Genomic DNA, 15,860 nt, shown 5'->3' on the forward strand with positions numbered 1-15,860 from the left:
CCATACGGCTGGCACTGATGATCGCCTGGCGGGTAGTCATGCCCCATGACGACTTCCCAGACGACGCCGCCGGACCTGGCTCCCCGGCGGCGCCGCAGGTGGCGATATGCGGCGGGGTTCCTCGTCCTGGCGGTCCTGCTCGTGGTGGGCGGCCGGCTGGCCTGGACGTGGCTCAACCCGTTCGGAGAGCAGACCGTCGACCGCAGTCAGCCGGTGCTGCTGCAGTCCATCAAGGACCTCAGCCGGTTCGAGGCGGCGACGGGCACCTTCCAGGTCGTCGTCGACCTGGAGAAGGACGCCAACTTCCTGCCCGACGCGGTCAAGGGCACCCGCACGCTGTTCGTGGGCGCCGGCGGCGTCGACGCGTACGTGGACTTCTCGGCCATGGCGGCGGGCGCGGTGACCGTGAACAAGGATCGCACCGAGGCCACCGTCCGGCTCCCGCGCGCCCAGTTGGAGAAGCCCAACCTGGACAACAGCCGCTCGTACGTGTTCGCCCAGCAGCGCGGCCTGCTCGACCGCGTCCAGGACTTCCTGTCGGGCTCCCCTGGCGACCAGCGCGAGCTCTACCTGCTGGCGGAGAAGAAGATCACGGAGGCGGCCGTGGCCAGCGACCTGCGGGCGCGGGCGGACGCCAACACCAAGTCGATGCTCACGGGCATGCTGAAGTCGCTGGGCTTCTCCAAGGTCACCGTCAAGTTCACGGACGAGCTCTGACCTGCCTGTTCGTCCTGCCGGCGGGCCGCCTCCCCTCGGGTGGGGCGGCCCGTCCGCGTTCCCGCCTAGGTATCCCCGTACGTGCTTAGTCCACGGACGCGGCCGCCTAAGTACCTCCCTACCTGCCCGAACCCCGGCAGATAGGACATCCGCCCGATGTGGCGGGAGGGGCCTTAGGAGGAGTCTTAAAAGTGCAGGGAACAAGGAACACGAACAGCAGGAGCACTCGGATGAACGCCGAACTCGAATACAGCGTCATGCAGCACCACGCCGCCGAACTCCGTCGGGCCGCCGCCGAGCAGCGGCGCGTACGGGAAGCACTGAAGGGACAGCGTTCCGAGCGTCGCCACCGCTCGGTCTTCGCCAAGTTCCTGGCTTCATGACGTCCCACAAGCAGCCCGGCCGCATCCTCCCTCGCGGCCGGGCTGAAATGCCCCCTTAGGGGGGCGCGTCCGGCGCCGGATTCCTGGCCGGCCCGAGCGCAGCGTCTGCGACACCCCGGTTCCCGTTCCTGGTGGGACCGGGGTGTCGCGCGTTCACGCCGTACGTCGCGGGGGCTCGTACGGCGTGAACGCACCGCCGCCGGGACACTGACGGAAGATGTCAGGGATGGGCGCTTACCGTCCGGGCATGGACAACAGCTTCGACTTCTTCGTCGGCACCTGGACCTCACGGCAGCGACGGCTGCGCAAAGCACTCGCCGGCAGCGACGAATGGTACGAGTTCACCGGCCACACCAGGTGCTGGAGCGTCCTGGACGGGACGGGCAACATCGACGAGGTCATCTTCCCCAGCGAGGGGTCCGCCGGGGTGACCCTACGTCTGTACGACGAGGCGGCCGACGAATGGGCGCTCTACTGGGCCGGCAGCGCCACCGGCATGTCACTGCCGCCCGTGGTGGGCCGCTTCGACGACACCGGGCGCGGGGTCTTCACCTGTGACGACGTGTACGACGGCCGGCCGATCAAGGTCGCCTACATCTGGTCGGACATCACCGGTGAGTCGGCCCGCTGGGAACAGCGGTTCTCGCCCGACGGCGGGGCCACCTGGGAGACGAACTGGATCGCCGACTTCACCCGTTCCTCCTGAATCCTTTTCGGGGGTCGATGCCTCTCATGTCCGTACAACCCAACGAGACAATGGGAGACCATCATGGTGATTGCCATCGCGGCCGGGGCTGCGGCCGTACTGATCTGCACGTGCGTGGTCGTACTGCGGCGAAGGAGCAAGGAACGTGGCTGACCCGCAGCGCCTCGGCACGTCCGCCGGCTCCGGTGCCGTGGCACCGGAGCCGGCCGGCGGCGGGCGCGCCTGGTCGGACGAGCAGCTGATCAACGCGGCCCGCGCCGGCGACGCCGACTCGATCGCCGCGCTGGTGTCGGGCGCCCACCCGCACGTGCGGCGCTTCGCCCACACGCTGTGCGCCACGCCCGAGGACGCCGAGGACGCCGCCCAGGAGGCGCTGATCGTCCTGTACCGCAAGATCGGCACCCTGCGGGCGTCCGGAGCGCTGGCCTCGTGGATGTTCCGGATCATCCGCAACGAATGCATCAGGCGGGCCCGCCTGATGCTGCGCCCCGGGCCGCCCGTGCCCTCCTCGGCCGCCGCACAGTCGGCCGAGGAGGAGATGTTCGAACGGCTGGAGGCCGCGCGGGTGGCCGAGGCCATCGCGGCACTCCCCGCCGACCAGCGGCGGGTGCTCATCATGCGGGACGTCCAGGGGCTCAGCGGCCGCATGGTCGCCGACGCCCTCGGGCTGAGCGTGCCCGCGATGAAGTCCCGCCTGCACCGCGCCCGTGCGACCGTGCACGGCCTGCTGTCCCGAGGAGCCCTCCATGACTGAGCCCACCGCGGGGACGTCACTGCCCCGTCATTTGGCCCGCGGCGCGCTGGGCTTCGGCGCGCTGATCGCGTCGGTCGCGCTGATCCCGTGGACCGGCCCCGTCAGCCTGGTGCTCGCCGTCGTCGGCGCGATCGCCCTGCGCGGGTGCCCGGCGTGCTGGGTGATGGCGCTGGTGCAGCTCGTCTCGATGGGACGCATGCAGCGGACCTGCACCGACGGCGTGTGCGAGCTGGTCCCGGCGGGCGGGCGGCATACGGGGAAGGGGCATCCGGGGATGTGAGCGGCTTGGCGTCGGGGGCCGCACCCGGTGACCAGGCAACGGGCCGGGTGGACCACAGGCGCCGTCCTGACAGGCCCACCCGGTGACCGGGTGGGCCTCGAAGAAGGTCAGGGGACGCGGATGATGAGCGCGTCGCCCTGCCCGCCACCGCCGCACAGCCCCGCCGCGCCCAGGCCGCCGCCCCGCCGCTTCAGCTCGTACGCCAGCGTCAGCACGATCCGCGCCCCCGAGGCCCCGATCGGGTGCCCCAGCGCGATGCCGCCGCCGTTGACGTTCACCTTGTCCAGCGACACCCCGAGCTCCTTGGCCGACTGCAGCACGACGCTGGCGAAGGCCTCGTTGATCTCGACCAGGTCAAGGTCGTCGGCGGTGAGCCCCTGCTTGGACAGCGCGTGCTTGATGGCGTTGGCCGGCTGCGACTGCAGGGACGCGTCGGGCCCGGCCACGTTGCCGTGCCGTCCGATCTCCGCCAGCCACGGCAGCCCCAGCTCCTCCGCCTTGGCCTTCGACATGACCACCACGGCGCACGCCCCGTCGGAGATCTGCGAGGCCGACCCGGCGGTGATGGTGCCGTCGGCGGCGAAGGCCGGGCGCAGCTTGGCCAGCGTCTCGACGGTGGTGTCCCCGCGTACGCCCTCGTCCTCCAGGACGACCACCGGCTCGCCACGCCGCTGCGGGATCTCGACCGGGACGATCTCCTCCCCGAAGACGCCGTTCTTGGTCGCGGCGGCGGCGAGCTGGTGGGAGCGGGCCGACACGGCGTCCTGCTCCTCGCGGCCGATGCCGAGCCTGGCGTTGTACCGCTCGGTCGACTCCCCCATCGCGCACTGGTCGAAGGCGCAGAACAGTCCGTCGTGGGCCATCGAGTCGACCACGTCGGAGCCGCCGTACTTGACGCCCTTGCGCAGTCCGGGCAGCAGGTGGGGCGCGTTGGTCATGGACTCCATGCCGCCCGCGACCACGATGTCGAACTCGCCGGCGCGGATGAGCTGGTCGGCCAGGGCGATGGCGTCGAGGCCCGACAGGCAGACCTTGTTGACGGTCAGCGAGGGCACGGTCATCGGGATGCCGGCCTTGACGGCGGCCTGGCGGGAGGGGATCTGGCCGGCGCCCGCCTGGAGCACCTGGCCCATGATCACGTACTCGACGGCCTCGGGGGCCACTCCGGCACGTTCCAGCGCGGCCTTGATGGCGATGCCGCCCAGCTCCACGCCGGACAGCCCGGACAGGGCGCCGAGCAGCTTGCCGATGGGGGTACGAGCTCCGGCGACGATGACGGAACTGGACATTGGCGGCGGCCTCCTGTGCTCATGAGGGGTTCTTTGACACCATACCCACGAGTAGGAGCTCGCCCGCTATGGAGGTAGGCCACACAATGTTCATGCGCATCGACCACATCGGGATCGCCTGCCACGACCTGGAGGAGAAGATCGCGTTCTTCTCGGAGACGTTCGCACTCACCGTCGTGGCACGCGAGGTCAACGAGGCGCAGGGCGTCAAGGAGGCCATGCTGCACATCGCCGACGGCGAGGGCGGGGGCTCCTACATCCAGCTGCTGGAACCGCTCTCCGACGACTCCCCCGTAGGAAAATTCCTCGCCAAACGGGGCGAAGGTGTCCACCATGTGGCATTTGGGGTTTCCGACGTCGCCGAGGCCATGACTAAGATCAACGAGAAGGGCGTGAGGGTGCTCGACGAACGTCCGCGTCACGGTTCCATGGGGTCGCAGATCGCGTTCTTGCATCCCAAAGATGTGGGGGGAATGCTCACCGAGTTGGTCCAAGCGGCCTCGCGCTAGCAAACAGATATTTCGTACATAAGTAACTAGTCACGCAGAAAGCTGGACGGGGCCCGAAGGTGGCACCAGCGGAGTACGCTGGCTTCCCACCGGACAGGGAGCCTGCCGCGAGGCACAGGCTCCTGGCTCGGCTGCGCCGAACCCCCCGTCCGGCCCGTGTAGCCGTCTCGACAACCCAGGATCGAGCCTCCATGCAGTCCGACATCGACGCCCAGCTCAACAACTTCTTCGAGGACGCCCCGGCACGCGAGTTCGACGTCGTGCTCAGGGGCTACGACCGGCACCAGGTACACGACCACCTCAAGCAGCTCGACCTGGAGCTACGCCAGTCGAGGGAGCAGGTCACCAACCTGCAGCGGGATCTGTCCGACTCCCAGCGCCAGTTGCAGGAGCAGGAGCGTCCGACGTACTCCGGTCTCGGCGCCCGCATCGAGCAGTTGCTGCGCCTGGCCGAGGAGCAGGCCACCGAGCTCGTGCAGGCCGCCCGGACCGAGGCCAACGAGATCAAGGCCGCCGCCAAGGTCGAGGCGGCCGACCTGCGGGCAGCCGCCGAGGCCGAGGCCGCCGAGAAGCGGGCCCAGGCCACGCGGGAGAGCGACGACATGCGCTCCACCGCCGAGCGGGACGCCGAGGAGATCCGCTCCACCGCCCGCCGCGAGGCCGACGAGCTGACCAACACCACCGAGCGCGAGGCCGCCAAGCTGCGGGCCACCGCCGACCACGAGGTGGCCGAGAAGCGGGCCGACGCCGAGCGCGAGATCGCCAAGCTCCGCACCACCACCGAGCGCGAGGTGGCGCAGCTGCGCGCCTCGACCAAGCGTGAGCGCGACGAGGTGCTGACCACCGCCAAGCGGCAGGCCGACGAGATGCGCGCGCAGGCTCAGCGGGTGCTGGAGGAGTCGGAGGCCAAGCGGGCCCAGGACGAGGCCGAGTTCGAGATCCAGCTCGCCTCCCGCCGGGAGGAGGCCGAGCGCCAGGAGGCCGAGCGCCACGCCACCGCCCAGGCCAACACGCAGAAGATGGTCGCCGAGGCCGAGCAGCGGGCCGCCACGGCCGAGTCGCGCGCCACGAAGGCCACCCAGCAGGCCGAGCAGACGCGCCGCGAGGCCGACCTGCACGCCAAGCAGCTCGTCGCGAACGCCCGCAAGAGCTCCGAGACGGTCATGGCGGAGGCCAAGTCCAGCGCCGAGACGATCGTCACCGAGGCGAAGAACGACGCCGAGCGCACCCGTACGACGATGCAGCGCCAGGTCGACGAGCTGACCAGGCAGCGCGACAGCATCACCAGCCACCTGGCCCAGCTGCGCCAGCTCCTCGGCGGCGCCGCCCTGCCGGGCCTGGAGCCGGAGCCCGCGGTCGCCGCGGCCCCGGCCAAGCCGGCCATCGCGGCCCCGGCCGCCGAGCCGGCCGCGCCGCCCACGACCCCCGCTCCCAAGGTCGAGGCCAGGAGCGAGGACGACGCGGAGTGGTGGCAGGAGTGACGGCGGGCTAGACGGAGACCGCACACGGGGGCTGTACACGGCTGAAAGAGAGCCTGGTGACCTTGGGTCGCTAGGCTCTCTTTCTGTTTCACGACAAGCGTTCCACCGACACCCCCCGCCCCCTAGGAGCCTAGGAGCCCCCGTGTCCGCAGAAACCGAGCCCAGGACCGCCGAGGAGGCCAAGGCGCCCCAGGAGGCCGGGCCGTCCGAGGAGCAGGCGCCGTACGGGCTGCCGGGCAAGCCGTTCGCCCGCGGGCCGTTCCTGTTCGGGCTGGTGGGCGGGCTGGGCGTGCTGACGGCCATCGCGCTCGCGCAGATGATCGAGAAGTCGCTCAGCACGATCATCCTCATTGTCGTCGCGATGTTCCTGGCCGTGGGCCTCAACCCGGCGGTCGAGGCGTTACAGCGGCGCGGGCTGGCCAGGCGGCTGGCGATCTCGATCGTGTTCACCGGGGTGATCGTGGCGTTCACGCTGTTCGGCCTGGCCATCGTGCCGCCGGTCAGCCAGCAGTTGTCGGAGTTCATCGCGGCCGTGCCCGGTTACATCACCGACCTGAGCAACCATCCGACGGTCCGCCAGATCGAGGCCGAGTATCACGTGCTTGCGCAGGTGCGCCAGTTCGTGACCAGCACGCTCGGGCCCGCGCTGGCCAGCGGCATCATGGGCGCGGGGCTGGTGGTGCTCAACGGCGTGTTCACCACGGTGACGCTGCTGGTGCTCATGCTGTACTTCCTCGGCTCGCTGCACACGATCAAGGAGTACCTGCTCAAGCTCGTCCCGGCCTCGCGCCGGCCGCGCACGTCGGCCATCACCGAGCAGATCCTCACCGGCATCGGCGGCTACGTCGCGGGCAACGTCCTCATCTCGGTCATCGCGGGCGTGCTGACGTGGATCTTCCTGTCGATCGCCGGGGTGCAGTACGCGCTCGCGCTCGCCCTCGTCGTGGCGCTGACCGACCTGATCCCGCTGGTGGGCGCCACGATCGGCGCGGTGCTCGTCACCGGGGTCGCGTTGTTGCAGTCGCTGCCCGCCGGCATCGCCTGCGCGATCTTCTTCGTGGTCTACCAGCAGATCGAGAACTACTTCATCTACCCCAGGGTGATGAAACGCTCGGTGGACGTGACGCCCGCCGTGACGGTGATCGCCGCGCTGTTCGGCGGCGCCCTGCTCGGCATCGTCGGAGCGTTGCTGGCGATCCCGGTGGCCGCCGCCATCGCGCTGATCATCCGGGAGATCGTGCTGCCCCGCCAAGCTCGGTCCTGAGGAACTCGGTCACCGCCGCGTTGAACGCCTCCGGCTGCTCGACCGCGCTCAGGTGACCGGCCTTGGGGATGACCTCCAGCCTGCCCTCGGGCGCGGCCCGTGCCATGGCCTCGGCGTCGGCGGGCGGCGACAGCTCGTCCTCCTCCCCCACGACGATCAGCAGGGGCACCTTCAGCTCGCTCAGCGTGCCGAAGGAGTCGGGACGGGCGGCCATGGCCCGTTGCGCCCAGGCCACGGCTCCCGGCGGGGCCGACTGCACCAGGCCCTTGACCCGGCCGAAGACCATGGCCCTGCGTTCCTTGGTCGTGGGACCGATGAGCGCCGGCAGCACCTCGCCGACCAGCACCTCGCTCCCCTCGGCCAGCACGGCCTGCGCGATGCGCTCCCGGTTCTCCCTGGCCGCGGGCGGGTCGGGGCTGGCCTTGGTGTCGGCCAGGATCACGCCGAGCACCCGGTCGGGATGCCGCCGGCAGAGCGCCATGGTCACGTAGCCGCCCATCGACAGCCCGCCGACCACCGCCCGATCGATGCCTTCCTCGTCGAGCAGCCTGACGACGTCGTCGGCCATCAGGTCGAGGGAGGGCTCGTCGTCGCCCAGCCGGGAGCCGCCGAAACCGCGCAGGTCGGGGGTGACGACCCGGCAGACCTTCGACAGCCCCTCGCGTTGGGCCAGCCACATCGCCGACGACAGCGGGAACGCGTGAAGCAGCACAACCGGGAGTCCGCTCCCGGCCGATCTCGTGTAGAGCTGCACGGACCACACGGTAGCCCGGTTCACGTTGACATTCACTTATTGACGTATGCCGGTATACCGCGATAAGCCCGCCCGGCGTCCGAGAGGGCTCAGCCGATCGCGGTGGCCCCGCCGTCCACGAACAGCACCTGGCCCGTCATGTACGCCGACGCCTCCCCGGCGAGGAACACGGCCGGCTGGGCCATCTCGTCCGGCGTCCCCCACCGCCGCATGGGCACGCCGGCGATCGTGGCGGCGCTCGCGGCCTCGTCCTCCCACAGGTTGCGGTTGAGGTCGGTGGCCGTCCAGCCGGGGCACAGGGCGTTGACGCGTACGCCGGCCGACGCCCACTCGGCCGCCAGCGTCTTGGTCAGGGCCACCAGCCCGGCCTTGGCGGCGGCGTACGGGGCGAGCAGCGGGGCGCCGCGCGCCGCCACCGACGCCACGTTGATCACCGAGCCGGAGCCGCGGCCCAGCAGATGGGGCGCGACGGCGTGGCAGACGGCCATGGCGGAGTCCAGATTGAGCCGCATCAGCTTGTCCCAGCCGGACAGGCGCAGGTCCTTGAACTCGACCAGGAAGTTCGAGCCGCCGGCGTTGTTGACGACGACGTCGAGGTGCCCGAGCCCGTCGATCGAGGCGGCGACGGCCGCGGCGGCGGCTTCGCGGTCGGTGAGGTCGGCGGCGATCACGACGGCCCGCCTGCCGAGCGCCTCGACCTCCTTGCCGACCTCGGCCAGCGTCTCGGCCGACCTGGAGACCAGGGCGACGTCGGCGCCCGCCGCGGCGTAGGCGAGCGCGATGGCCCGTCCGATGCCCTTCGACGCCCCGGTGACCAGAGCCGTCCTGCCGGACAGGTCGAACGCGCCCACAGTGCCTCCTCGCTCGGAACCGAACAAGATTCTACAAATCTTCGCCCGCCCGCGCCATGCCCGTCCCACCCCGAATCAGGACGGACCCACCGGCAATCGCGGCGCTTCCGGCGCGGCGGGAGCCTGCGGCTTGCCCGGCAGCCCCGCCCCTTCCGGCAGCAGCGACTCGCACGCCTTGACCGCCGCCCCGTACTTCTCCGACAGCGCGTCCACCCGCTCGCCGTCGATGCTGAGATTGACCAGGCCGTCTTCCGAGACGGTGACCCCGGGGAAGTCCGGCAGCCCGTGCTCGCGCACGCACGACGTGAACGCCTTCCCGCCGTCGTCCGGCCCGGCCTCCCCGTACGAGGCCGCCGCGCCGCCCGCGACGGCGGCGAAGACCAGCGCGGCCAGGACCACTCGCCCGACAGTCGAACCCTTCATGGTGACTCCTCCGTTTCGTCCGATGCTCACAGCGAACCCCGCCCCCGGTTACCACCCGGGAACGACGGCGGTTACCCCGCTGTAACCCCGCTCTGGGCATGCTGGGGCGACCATGAGGGTGCTGATCGTCGAAGACCACGAGGAGCTCGCCCACACCGTGGCCGCCGGCCTGCGCCGCGAGGGCATGGCCGTCGACGTGGCGCTGGACGGGCACACCGGGCTGGACCGCGCCTCCGTCAACGACTACGACGTGGTCGTGCTCGACCGCGACCTGCCCGGCCTGCACGGCGACGACGTGTGCCGGAGCCTGACCGCCGACGGCCGTCCGGCGCGCGTGCTGATGCTCACCGCCGCCGGGACCATCGACGACCGGGTGAGCGGGCTGGGCATCGGGGCCGACGACTACCTGCCCAAGCCGTTCGCCTTCGCCGAGCTGGTGGCCAGGATCAGGGCGCTGGCCAGGCGGGCGCGTCCGGCGCTGCCGCCGGTGCTGGTCCATGACGGGCTGCGGCTGGACCCGTCCACGCGGGTCGCCACCCGCGACGGGCGCCGGCTGGCGCTCAGCCCGAAGGAGTTCGCGGTGCTGGAGCTGCTGCTGTCGGCCGGCGGCGCGGTGGTCTCGGCCGAGCAGCTGCTCGAACGCGGGTGGGACGAGTTCGCCGACCCGTTCACGCAGACCGTGAAGGTGACGGTCAGCCGGTTGCGCCGCAGGCTCGGCGAGCGCCGCTGATCGAGACCGTCCCGCAGGCCGGCTACCGGATGGCCGGTCCCAGAGCCGGTTCGGACACGGGCGGAGGTGCCCCGGCGTGCGACGGACCGTACGGCTGCGGCTGACGCTGCTCTACAGCGGCCTGTTCCTGGCCGCCGGCATGCTGCTGGTCGCCCTGATCTACCTGCTGGTCGCGCACTCGCCGTTCCCCGGCGCGCCGACCGCTCCCGTCCTGCCAGGGGGGCCGGCCGTGCCGGAGCCGCGGGTGGACCTGGCGTACCTGGCCGAGCAGCAGGCGGCCGGGCTGCGCAGGCTGCTGGTCAACTCGGTGATCGCCCTCGTGGTCATGGCGTTCGCGTCGATGTTGCTGGGATGGCTGACGGCCGGACGGGTGCTGCGGCCGCTGCACGACATGACGGCGACCGTCCGGCGCATCACGGCCGACCGGCTGGACAGGCGGCTGGCCGCGTCCGGCCCGGACGACGAGCTGAAGAAGCTGGCCGACACCTTCGACGACCTGCTGGATCGGCTGGAGGCCGCCTTCACCGCGCAGCGGCGGTTCGTGGCCAACGCCTCCCACGAGTTGCGCACACCGCTGACCCTCCAGCGCGCCATGGCCGAGGTCGCGCTGGCCGACCCGGACGCCGACGCCGCGGCGCTGCGCCACGTCCTTGACCGCCTGCTGGCGGCCGGCCGGCATCAGGAACGGCTCATCGAGGCGCTGCTCGTCCTGGCCAGGAGCGAGCAGGGCCTGGACCACCGGGAGCCGCTCGACCTGGCCGCCGTCGCCGGGCAGGTGCTCGACCGGCGGCCGGGCCCGTCGCTCCGCGTCGAGGCGGCGCTGCGGCCCGCGCCCGCCTCCGGTGACCCCGCCCTGCTCGAACGCCTGGTCGCGAACCTGCTGGACAACGCGGCGCGGCACAACATACCGGACGGGTGGATCTCGGTGGCCACGGACGTGCGGGCGGGCCTGGCCACGCTCACCGTCGCCAACAGCGGCCCGGTGATCCCGCCCGACCGGGTCGCGACGCTGCTCCAGCCTTTCCAGCGGCTGGAGAGCGGCCGCAGGGCGGTCGGCGACGGGTTGGGGCTGGGCCTGTCGATCGTCGCCGCCGTCGTCCGGGCCCACCACGGGACGCTGGAGGTGGTCGCGCGGCCGGAGGGCGGGCTGGAGGTGACCGTCAGATGTCCGTCGGCAGCGGGTACGCCTCCGGATTGACCCGCCGGACGATCTCGTTCAGGACGATCCGGACGTAGGGCTCGCCCACCCACAGGTGCTTGGCGCCGTCCACGCCGATGACCTCGGCCTGCGGCACCCTGGCGAACCGCCGCCGGGCCTCCTCGGGACGCAGGTAGTCGTCGAACTCGGGCACCAGCGCCACCAGCGGCCGCCCGAACCCGGCCCACGCGTCGAGGTCGTCGTCGGTGGCCCTGTGGAGCGGGGGGGAGAGCAGGATCGCACCCTCGACGAGAGGGTCGTGCGCCCACTTCAGGGTCAGCTCGGTGCCGAAGGACCAGCCCACCACCCACACCCGCGGCAGGTCGTGGAACTCGGCGTACTCCAGCGCCGCCGCCACGTCGAACCGCTCGCCCTCGCCGCCGTCGAACGTGCCGCCGGAGGTGCCGCGCTCGGAGCCGGTGCCGCGCGTGTTGAAGCGCAGCACGGCGAGGTCGGCGAGCGCGGGCAGCCGGTTGGCGGCCTTCTTGTAGACGTGGCTGTCCATGAACCCGCCATGGGTGGGCAGCGGATGCAGTGTGACCAGGGTGGCCACGGGCGGCCGGTCGAGGGGCTGGGCCAGCTCGCCGACCAGGGTCAGGCCGTCGCCCGTCTGCAGCTCGATCGGTTCACGTCGGGCGGGCAGCACGGTGGCCGCGCGAATCTCCACGGGGGTCCTCCTAGTAGCGGCTGCGGCCGGGGCCGCGGTCGAGTCTCTTGCGCCAGCAGGTCGGGTGCCAGTGGCGGCGCTCCTCGTCGCCGCCCGGCCAGTCGGGCCAGGCGACCAGGTGCGGCCTGCCGCCCAGGATCTCCTGGTCGCAGCCGGGGCAGCGGTAGGTCTTGGTCGAGGACGCGCCCGTGAGCATGCGCACCTTCCAGTCGCCGTCCGGCCATTCCTCCACCTTGTCGTTGCCGGTGGGAAGGCCGAGAGGGCGGGAGTCGTCCCGCCGGCGGGCGCGGCGGGGGCTCATGAGCGGGGGAACTCGCTCACACCGGCGGTGACGAGCTGGTCGAGCAGGGGGGCGGGGGCGAAGGCGGGCTCGCGGTATTCGGCGTAGAGGGCCCTGAGGCCGTCGCGGACCCTGGCCAGGCCGAGGTAGCCCAGCATCTCGAACGGGCCGGCCGGGTAGCCGCAGCCCAGCCGCATGGCGGCGTCGATGTCGGCGATGGAGGCGTAGCCGGCGTCGTACATGCGGACGGCGTCGTTGAGGTAGGGGAAGAGCAGGGCGTCGGCCACGAACCCGGCCCGGTCCTTGCACGAGACGGGCACCAGACCGGCCACCCGCATCAGGTCGCGCGCCGCCTTGGCGGCCGCGGGCGAGGTGAGCGCGGTGCCGGCCAGCTCGGCCACCTTGTCGCCGACGACGTGCACGCCGACCATCCTGGTGGGGTCGGACAGGCGTGCGGCGTACTCGATCACGGGACGATCGGTGCACCGCAGCACGGTGTCCGGCGAATCGGACGGGCGGAATCCGGACGCCCGCAGCCGCTCGCCGAGCCCGTGGACGTCGGGCCCGTCGATCCCGAAGGTGATGACCGTCGACTTCTCCGGCTCTTTGGGCGGCTCCTGCGGCCCGTAGAAGCCGTGGCCGGTCTTGCGGCCGAGCAGCCCGGCGGTGACCAGCTCGCGCAGCAGCGGCGAGGGCGCGTGCCGGCGGTCGCGCGTCTCGTCGAACAGCACCTCCATCACCTCGTACGCGGTGTCGAGCCCGATCAGGTCGAGCAGCGCGAACGGCCCCATCGGCAGCCCCACGCCCAGCCGCATGGCGTCGTCGATGCCGTCGCGCGTGGCGATGCCCAGCTCCAGCAGGACGGCGGCGTGGTTGAGGTAGGGCAGGAGCAGCCGGTTGACCACGAACCCGGCCCGGTCGCCCGCCGGGACGGCCGTCTTGCCCAGCCGCCCGGCCAGCTCGCAGACCTCGGAGACCACCCCGGGCGCGGTCACCACCGTGCCCACCACCTCGACCAGCCGCATGACCGGCGCCGGGTTGAAGAAATGCATGCCGACGACCCGCTCGGGCCGGCCGGTGGCGGCGGCGACGGCGGTGACCGGCAGCGAGGAGGTGTTGGTGGCCAGGACGGTCTCGGGCTTGCAGATGCGGTCGAGGTCCTGGAACAGCGAGATCTTGTGGTCGAGCACCTCGGGGATCGCCTCGATCACGAGGTCGACCTCGCGCAGGTCCTCGCGCGAAGTGGTCAGCGTGATGCGGCCCAGGATCGCGGCCCGCTGCTCGGCCGTCAGCTTGCCCCGGTCGGCCGCCCTGGCCGTGGAGCGCTCGACGTGCCCGCGCCCTCGGGCCAGCGCCTCGACGTCGGCCTCGACGCCGATCACCCGCAGCCCGGCGCGCGCGAAGACCTCGGCGATCCCGGCACCCATCGTGCCGAGCCCGACAACTCCCACCGTTTCAAACGCCATGCGACCAGTTTTCCAGAGCCGCTAAGGTGGGACGTCATGCGGCTGGTCATCGCGCGATGCAGCGTGGATTACATCGGACGGCTCACGGCACATCTGCCGATGGCGCCTAGGCTCGTCCTCATCAAGGCGGACGGGAGCGTCAGCATCCACGCCGACGACCGCGCCTTCAAACCGCTCAACTGGATGAACCCGCCGTGCAAGCTCAAGGAGGACGGCGGCACCTGGACGGTCACCCACGGCAAGACCGGCGAGAAGCTGGTCCTGACGATGGAGGAGATCATCCACGACTCCAGCCACGAGCTGGGCGTCGACCCCGGCCTGATCAAGGACGGCGTGGAGGCCCACCTCCAGGAGCTGCTGGCCGAGCACATCACGACCCTGGGCGAGGGCTACTCGCTGATCCGCCGCGAGTACATGACGGCCATCGGCCCGGTCGACATCCTCTGCCGTGACGCGCTGGGCGCGACGGTGGCGATCGAGATCAAGCGGCGCGGCGAGATCGACGGCGTCGAGCAGCTCACCCGCTACCTGGACCTGCTCAACCGCGACCCGCTGATCGCGCCGGTGCGCGGGGTGTTCGCGGCGCAGGAGATCAAGCCGCAGGCGCGGGTGCTCGCCACCGACCGGGGCATCGACTGCGTCACCCTCGACTACGACGCCCTGCGCGGCATCGAGCCGGAGAACCCGACCCTCTTCTGACCCTCCCGGCCCCGAACGGGCCGGGATTTCTCATGGCCTGACATTCCTGTGTTGACAGGTCGCTCATGGACATTCTAGTTTCGACCTATCGAGATTGGAGTGTTCATGAGCGTTCCTTCGTACCTCAGCGGCGATCTGGCGCCCGTGCCCGACGAGATCGAGGCGCGTGACCTTGAGGTCACGGGTGTGCTCCCCGGCGAGCTGACCGGGCGCTACTTCCGCAACGGGCCCAACCCCCGGCCGGGCGAGGACCCCGGTCATTGGTTCGCCGGGCACGGCATGCTGCACGGCATCCGGCTGCGGGACGGGCGGGCCGAGTGGTACCGCAACCGGTGGGTGCGGACCAGCAAGTTCACCGACGACGCGCCGTTCGTCTCCGACGCCGGGGTCGATCGGGCCGCCGTGACGGCCAACACGCACGTCGTCCGGCACGCCGGGCGCATCCTGGCGCTGGTGGAGAACGGCCTGCCGCACGAGGTGACGCCCGAGCTGGCCACCGTGGGCCCGTGCGACTTCGGCGGACGGCTGACCACCGCGATGACCGCCCACCCCAAGCAGGACCCGCTCACCGGTGAGCTGCACTTCTTCGGCTACGGGTACTTCCCGCCGTTCCTCACCTACCACCGGCTCTCGGCCGCCGGCGAGCTGGTGGAGAGCAGGGAGATCGAGGTGCCGGGGCCGACGATGATGCACGACTTCGCCGTCACCGAGCACCACCTGGTCTGGCTCGACCTGCCCGTGGTGTTCGACCTCAACCGCCAGGGCATGCCGTACGCCTGGGAGGACGGCTACGGCGCCAGGATCGGCGTCACCCCCCGGGCGGGCGGCCCGACGCGCTGGTTCGACGTCGACCCCTGCTACGTGTTCCACGTCGGCAACGCCTGGGAGGACGAGCGGGGACGTGTCGTCCTGAACGCCGCCCGCTACTCCCCCGAAGCCTGGTCCACGGTCTGGGACCAGATCGGCGGCGCGGCGGACCCGGCCAGGCACGCGGGGGCCGCCGGCGCCGCCGCCCTGCACCGCTGGATCCTCGACCCGGCCGACGGCACGGCCAAGGAGGAGGCGCTGGACGACCGCGGCGTGGAGTTCCCCACGTTCAACGAGGACCTGCTCGGACGGCCCAGCCGCTACCTCTACACGGTGAGCGCCGAGGCCGTCGTCAAGTACGACCAGCGCGACGGCTCCACCCAGGCCAGGAGGACCGGCGGCAGCACCGGCGAGGCCGTCTTCGTGCCGGCCGAGGGAGCCAAGGGCGAGGACGAGGGGTGGCTGCTGTCGATCGTCACCTCCGGGGAGTCGTCCGAGCTGGTGGTGCTGGACGCGAGCGATCTGTCCGACGTCGCGTCGGTGCGGCTGCCCAGGCGGGTGCCGGCCGGCTTCCACGGCTCATGGTTCGCGGAGGGGTGACG

The 15,860-nt window shown here is 71.5% G+C and carries 18 protein-coding genes and 1 pseudogene; 12 read left to right on the plus strand and 7 right to left on the minus strand.

What is annotated here, in order from left to right; all coding sequences use genetic code 11:
* Positions 1-45 precede the first annotated feature (45 nt).
* From AB0J97_RS16190 to AB0J97_RS16210, 5 genes are all read left to right on the plus strand, one after another.
* Positions 46-717, plus strand: coding sequence for a DUF4230 domain-containing protein (locus AB0J97_RS16190; protein ID WP_357695158.1), 672 nt, complete (start codon positions 46-48; stop codon positions 715-717).
* Positions 718-947: 230 nt separating this feature from the next.
* Positions 948-1,100, plus strand: a complete 153-nt coding sequence (locus AB0J97_RS16195; protein ID WP_352324303.1) for a hypothetical protein — start codon at positions 948-950, stop codon at positions 1,098-1,100.
* A 247-nt stretch (positions 1,101-1,347) separates the two neighbouring features.
* Entirely contained in the window at positions 1,348-1,806 is a 459-nt protein-coding gene (locus tag AB0J97_RS16200) for a hypothetical protein (RefSeq protein WP_364088968.1), read from the plus strand.
* A 145-nt stretch (positions 1,807-1,951) separates the two neighbouring features.
* A complete protein-coding gene (locus tag AB0J97_RS16205) occupies positions 1,952-2,560 on the plus strand; it encodes a sigma-70 family RNA polymerase sigma factor (RefSeq protein ID WP_364088971.1) in 609 nt (202 codons plus the stop codon).
* The gene (locus tag AB0J97_RS16210; RefSeq protein WP_364088974.1) at positions 2,553-2,840 is read left to right on the plus strand and encodes a hypothetical protein; all 288 of its coding nucleotides are present in this window, start codon (positions 2,553-2,555) and stop codon (positions 2,838-2,840) included. Before AB0J97_RS16205 ends, AB0J97_RS16210 begins: the two co-directional genes overlap by 8 nt.
* A 107-nt stretch (positions 2,841-2,947) precedes the next feature.
* Here the strand turns inward: AB0J97_RS16210 and AB0J97_RS16215 are convergent, their stop codons facing one another.
* A complete protein-coding gene (locus AB0J97_RS16215; protein ID WP_364088977.1) occupies positions 2,948-4,129 on the minus strand; it encodes an acetyl-CoA C-acetyltransferase in 1,182 nt (393 codons plus the stop codon).
* An 86-nt stretch (positions 4,130-4,215) separates the two neighbouring features.
* Between AB0J97_RS16215 and mce the strand changes: the two genes are divergently transcribed.
* The 3 genes from mce to AB0J97_RS16230 all read left to right on the plus strand — a co-directional run bounded on the left by mce (position 4,216) and on the right by AB0J97_RS16230 (position 7,383).
* Positions 4,216-4,638: a methylmalonyl-CoA epimerase gene (gene mce, locus AB0J97_RS16220; protein WP_357695148.1), complete on the plus strand. Its 423-nt coding sequence runs from the start codon at positions 4,216-4,218 to the stop codon at positions 4,636-4,638.
* Between the two features lie 191 nt (positions 4,639-4,829).
* Positions 4,830-6,119 (plus strand): DivIVA domain-containing protein, encoded by a 1,290-nt coding sequence (locus AB0J97_RS16225; protein WP_357695146.1) that lies wholly within the window; start codon positions 4,830-4,832, stop codon positions 6,117-6,119.
* A 142-nt stretch (positions 6,120-6,261) separates the two neighbouring features.
* Positions 6,262-7,383, plus strand: a complete 1,122-nt coding sequence (locus AB0J97_RS16230) for an AI-2E family transporter (RefSeq protein WP_357695144.1) — start codon at positions 6,262-6,264, stop codon at positions 7,381-7,383.
* Here the strand turns inward: AB0J97_RS16230 and AB0J97_RS16235 are convergent.
* The 3 genes from AB0J97_RS16235 to AB0J97_RS16245 form a co-directional block, all read right to left on the minus strand.
* Positions 7,343-8,095, minus strand: a complete 753-nt coding sequence (locus tag AB0J97_RS16235; RefSeq protein WP_364088982.1) for an alpha/beta fold hydrolase — start codon at positions 8,093-8,095, stop codon at positions 7,343-7,345. The two genes, AB0J97_RS16230 and AB0J97_RS16235, sit on opposite strands and share 41 nt — an antisense overlap.
* 131 nt (positions 8,096-8,226) lie before the next feature.
* A complete protein-coding gene (locus AB0J97_RS16240) occupies positions 8,227-8,988 on the minus strand; it encodes an SDR family NAD(P)-dependent oxidoreductase (protein ID WP_364088985.1) in 762 nt (253 codons plus the stop codon).
* A 75-nt stretch (positions 8,989-9,063) separates the two neighbouring features.
* Positions 9,064-9,411: a hypothetical protein gene (locus AB0J97_RS16245; RefSeq protein WP_364088988.1), complete on the minus strand. Its 348-nt coding sequence runs from the start codon at positions 9,409-9,411 to the stop codon at positions 9,064-9,066.
* 112 nt (positions 9,412-9,523) lie between these two features.
* On the opposite strand from AB0J97_RS16245, the pseudogene AB0J97_RS16250 reads away from it, so the two are divergent.
* Positions 9,524-10,173 (plus strand): annotated as a pseudogene (locus AB0J97_RS16250) (response regulator transcription factor); the annotation flags it as partial.
* A gap of 44 nt (positions 10,174-10,217) precedes the next feature.
* Positions 10,218-11,339, plus strand: coding sequence for an ATP-binding protein (locus AB0J97_RS16255; protein ID WP_364088991.1), 1,122 nt, complete (start codon positions 10,218-10,220; stop codon positions 11,337-11,339).
* Here AB0J97_RS16255 and AB0J97_RS16260 read toward each other — a convergent pair.
* From AB0J97_RS16260 to AB0J97_RS16270, 3 genes are read right to left on the minus strand one after another with little or no spacing between them, the layout of a single operon-like run.
* A complete protein-coding gene (locus AB0J97_RS16260; protein WP_357695134.1) occupies positions 11,302-12,006 on the minus strand; it encodes an alpha/beta fold hydrolase in 705 nt (234 codons plus the stop codon). The genes AB0J97_RS16255 and AB0J97_RS16260 overlap by 38 nt on opposite strands.
* A 10-nt stretch (positions 12,007-12,016) precedes the next feature.
* Complete coding sequence (locus tag AB0J97_RS16265; RefSeq protein ID WP_364088995.1) at positions 12,017-12,307, minus strand: ATP/GTP-binding protein; 291 nt, start codon at positions 12,305-12,307, stop codon at positions 12,017-12,019.
* Positions 12,304-13,752 (minus strand): 3-hydroxybutyryl-CoA dehydrogenase, encoded by a 1,449-nt coding sequence (locus tag AB0J97_RS16270; RefSeq protein WP_364088998.1) that lies wholly within the window; start codon positions 13,750-13,752, stop codon positions 12,304-12,306. The genes AB0J97_RS16265 and AB0J97_RS16270 overlap by 4 nt, the downstream gene beginning before the upstream one ends.
* A gap of 36 nt (positions 13,753-13,788) precedes the next feature.
* Here AB0J97_RS16270 and nucS point away from each other — a divergent pair, with 36 nt between their 5' ends.
* Together nucS and AB0J97_RS16280 are read left to right on the plus strand one after the other, a co-directional pair.
* Positions 13,789-14,451 carry an endonuclease NucS gene (nucS, locus tag AB0J97_RS16275; protein ID WP_357695128.1) on the plus strand — a complete coding sequence of 221 codons (663 nt, stop codon included), beginning with the start codon at positions 13,789-13,791 and terminating at the stop codon, positions 14,449-14,451.
* A gap of 105 nt (positions 14,452-14,556) precedes the next feature.
* On the plus strand, positions 14,557-15,858 hold the full coding sequence (locus AB0J97_RS16280; protein ID WP_364089002.1) for a carotenoid oxygenase family protein: 1,302 nt from the start codon (positions 14,557-14,559) through the stop codon (positions 15,856-15,858).
* The last annotated feature ends 2 nt before the right edge of the window (positions 15,859-15,860 follow it).

The sequence above is a fragment of the Nonomuraea sp. NPDC049607 genome, from assembly GCF_040675375.1.
Classification (GTDB): domain Bacteria; phylum Actinomycetota; class Actinomycetes; order Streptosporangiales; family Streptosporangiaceae; genus Nonomuraea.

What these genes read in the sequence shown, in the direction of transcription:
- AB0J97_RS16190 (WP_357695158.1), top strand. Translation starts at nt 46, where the DNA reads ATGACGACTTCCCAGACGACGCCGCCGGACCTGGCTCCCCGGCGGCGC.
- nucS (WP_357695128.1), top strand. Translation starts at nt 13,789, where the DNA reads ATGCGGCTGGTCATCGCGCGATGCAGCGTGGATTACATCGGACGGCTC.
- AB0J97_RS16265 (WP_364088995.1), bottom strand. Translation starts at nt 12,307, where the DNA reads ATGAGCCCCCGCCGCGCCCGCCGGCGGGACGACTCCCGCCCTCTCGGC.
- AB0J97_RS16225 (WP_357695146.1), top strand. Translation starts at nt 4,830, where the DNA reads ATGCAGTCCGACATCGACGCCCAGCTCAACAACTTCTTCGAGGACGCC.
- AB0J97_RS16195 (WP_352324303.1), top strand. Translation starts at nt 948, where the DNA reads ATGAACGCCGAACTCGAATACAGCGTCATGCAGCACCACGCCGCCGAA.
- AB0J97_RS16215 (WP_364088977.1), bottom strand. Translation starts at nt 4,129, where the DNA reads ATGTCCAGTTCCGTCATCGTCGCCGGAGCTCGTACCCCCATCGGCAAG.
- AB0J97_RS16270 (WP_364088998.1), bottom strand. Translation starts at nt 13,752, where the DNA reads ATGGCGTTTGAAACGGTGGGAGTTGTCGGGCTCGGCACGATGGGTGCC.
- AB0J97_RS16280 (WP_364089002.1), top strand. Translation starts at nt 14,557, where the DNA reads ATGAGCGTTCCTTCGTACCTCAGCGGCGATCTGGCGCCCGTGCCCGAC.
- AB0J97_RS16210 (WP_364088974.1), top strand. Translation starts at nt 2,553, where the DNA reads ATGACTGAGCCCACCGCGGGGACGTCACTGCCCCGTCATTTGGCCCGC.
- AB0J97_RS16245 (WP_364088988.1), bottom strand. Translation starts at nt 9,411, where the DNA reads ATGAAGGGTTCGACTGTCGGGCGAGTGGTCCTGGCCGCGCTGGTCTTC.
- AB0J97_RS16200 (WP_364088968.1), top strand. Translation starts at nt 1,348, where the DNA reads ATGGACAACAGCTTCGACTTCTTCGTCGGCACCTGGACCTCACGGCAG.
- mce (WP_357695148.1), top strand. Translation starts at nt 4,216, where the DNA reads ATGTTCATGCGCATCGACCACATCGGGATCGCCTGCCACGACCTGGAG.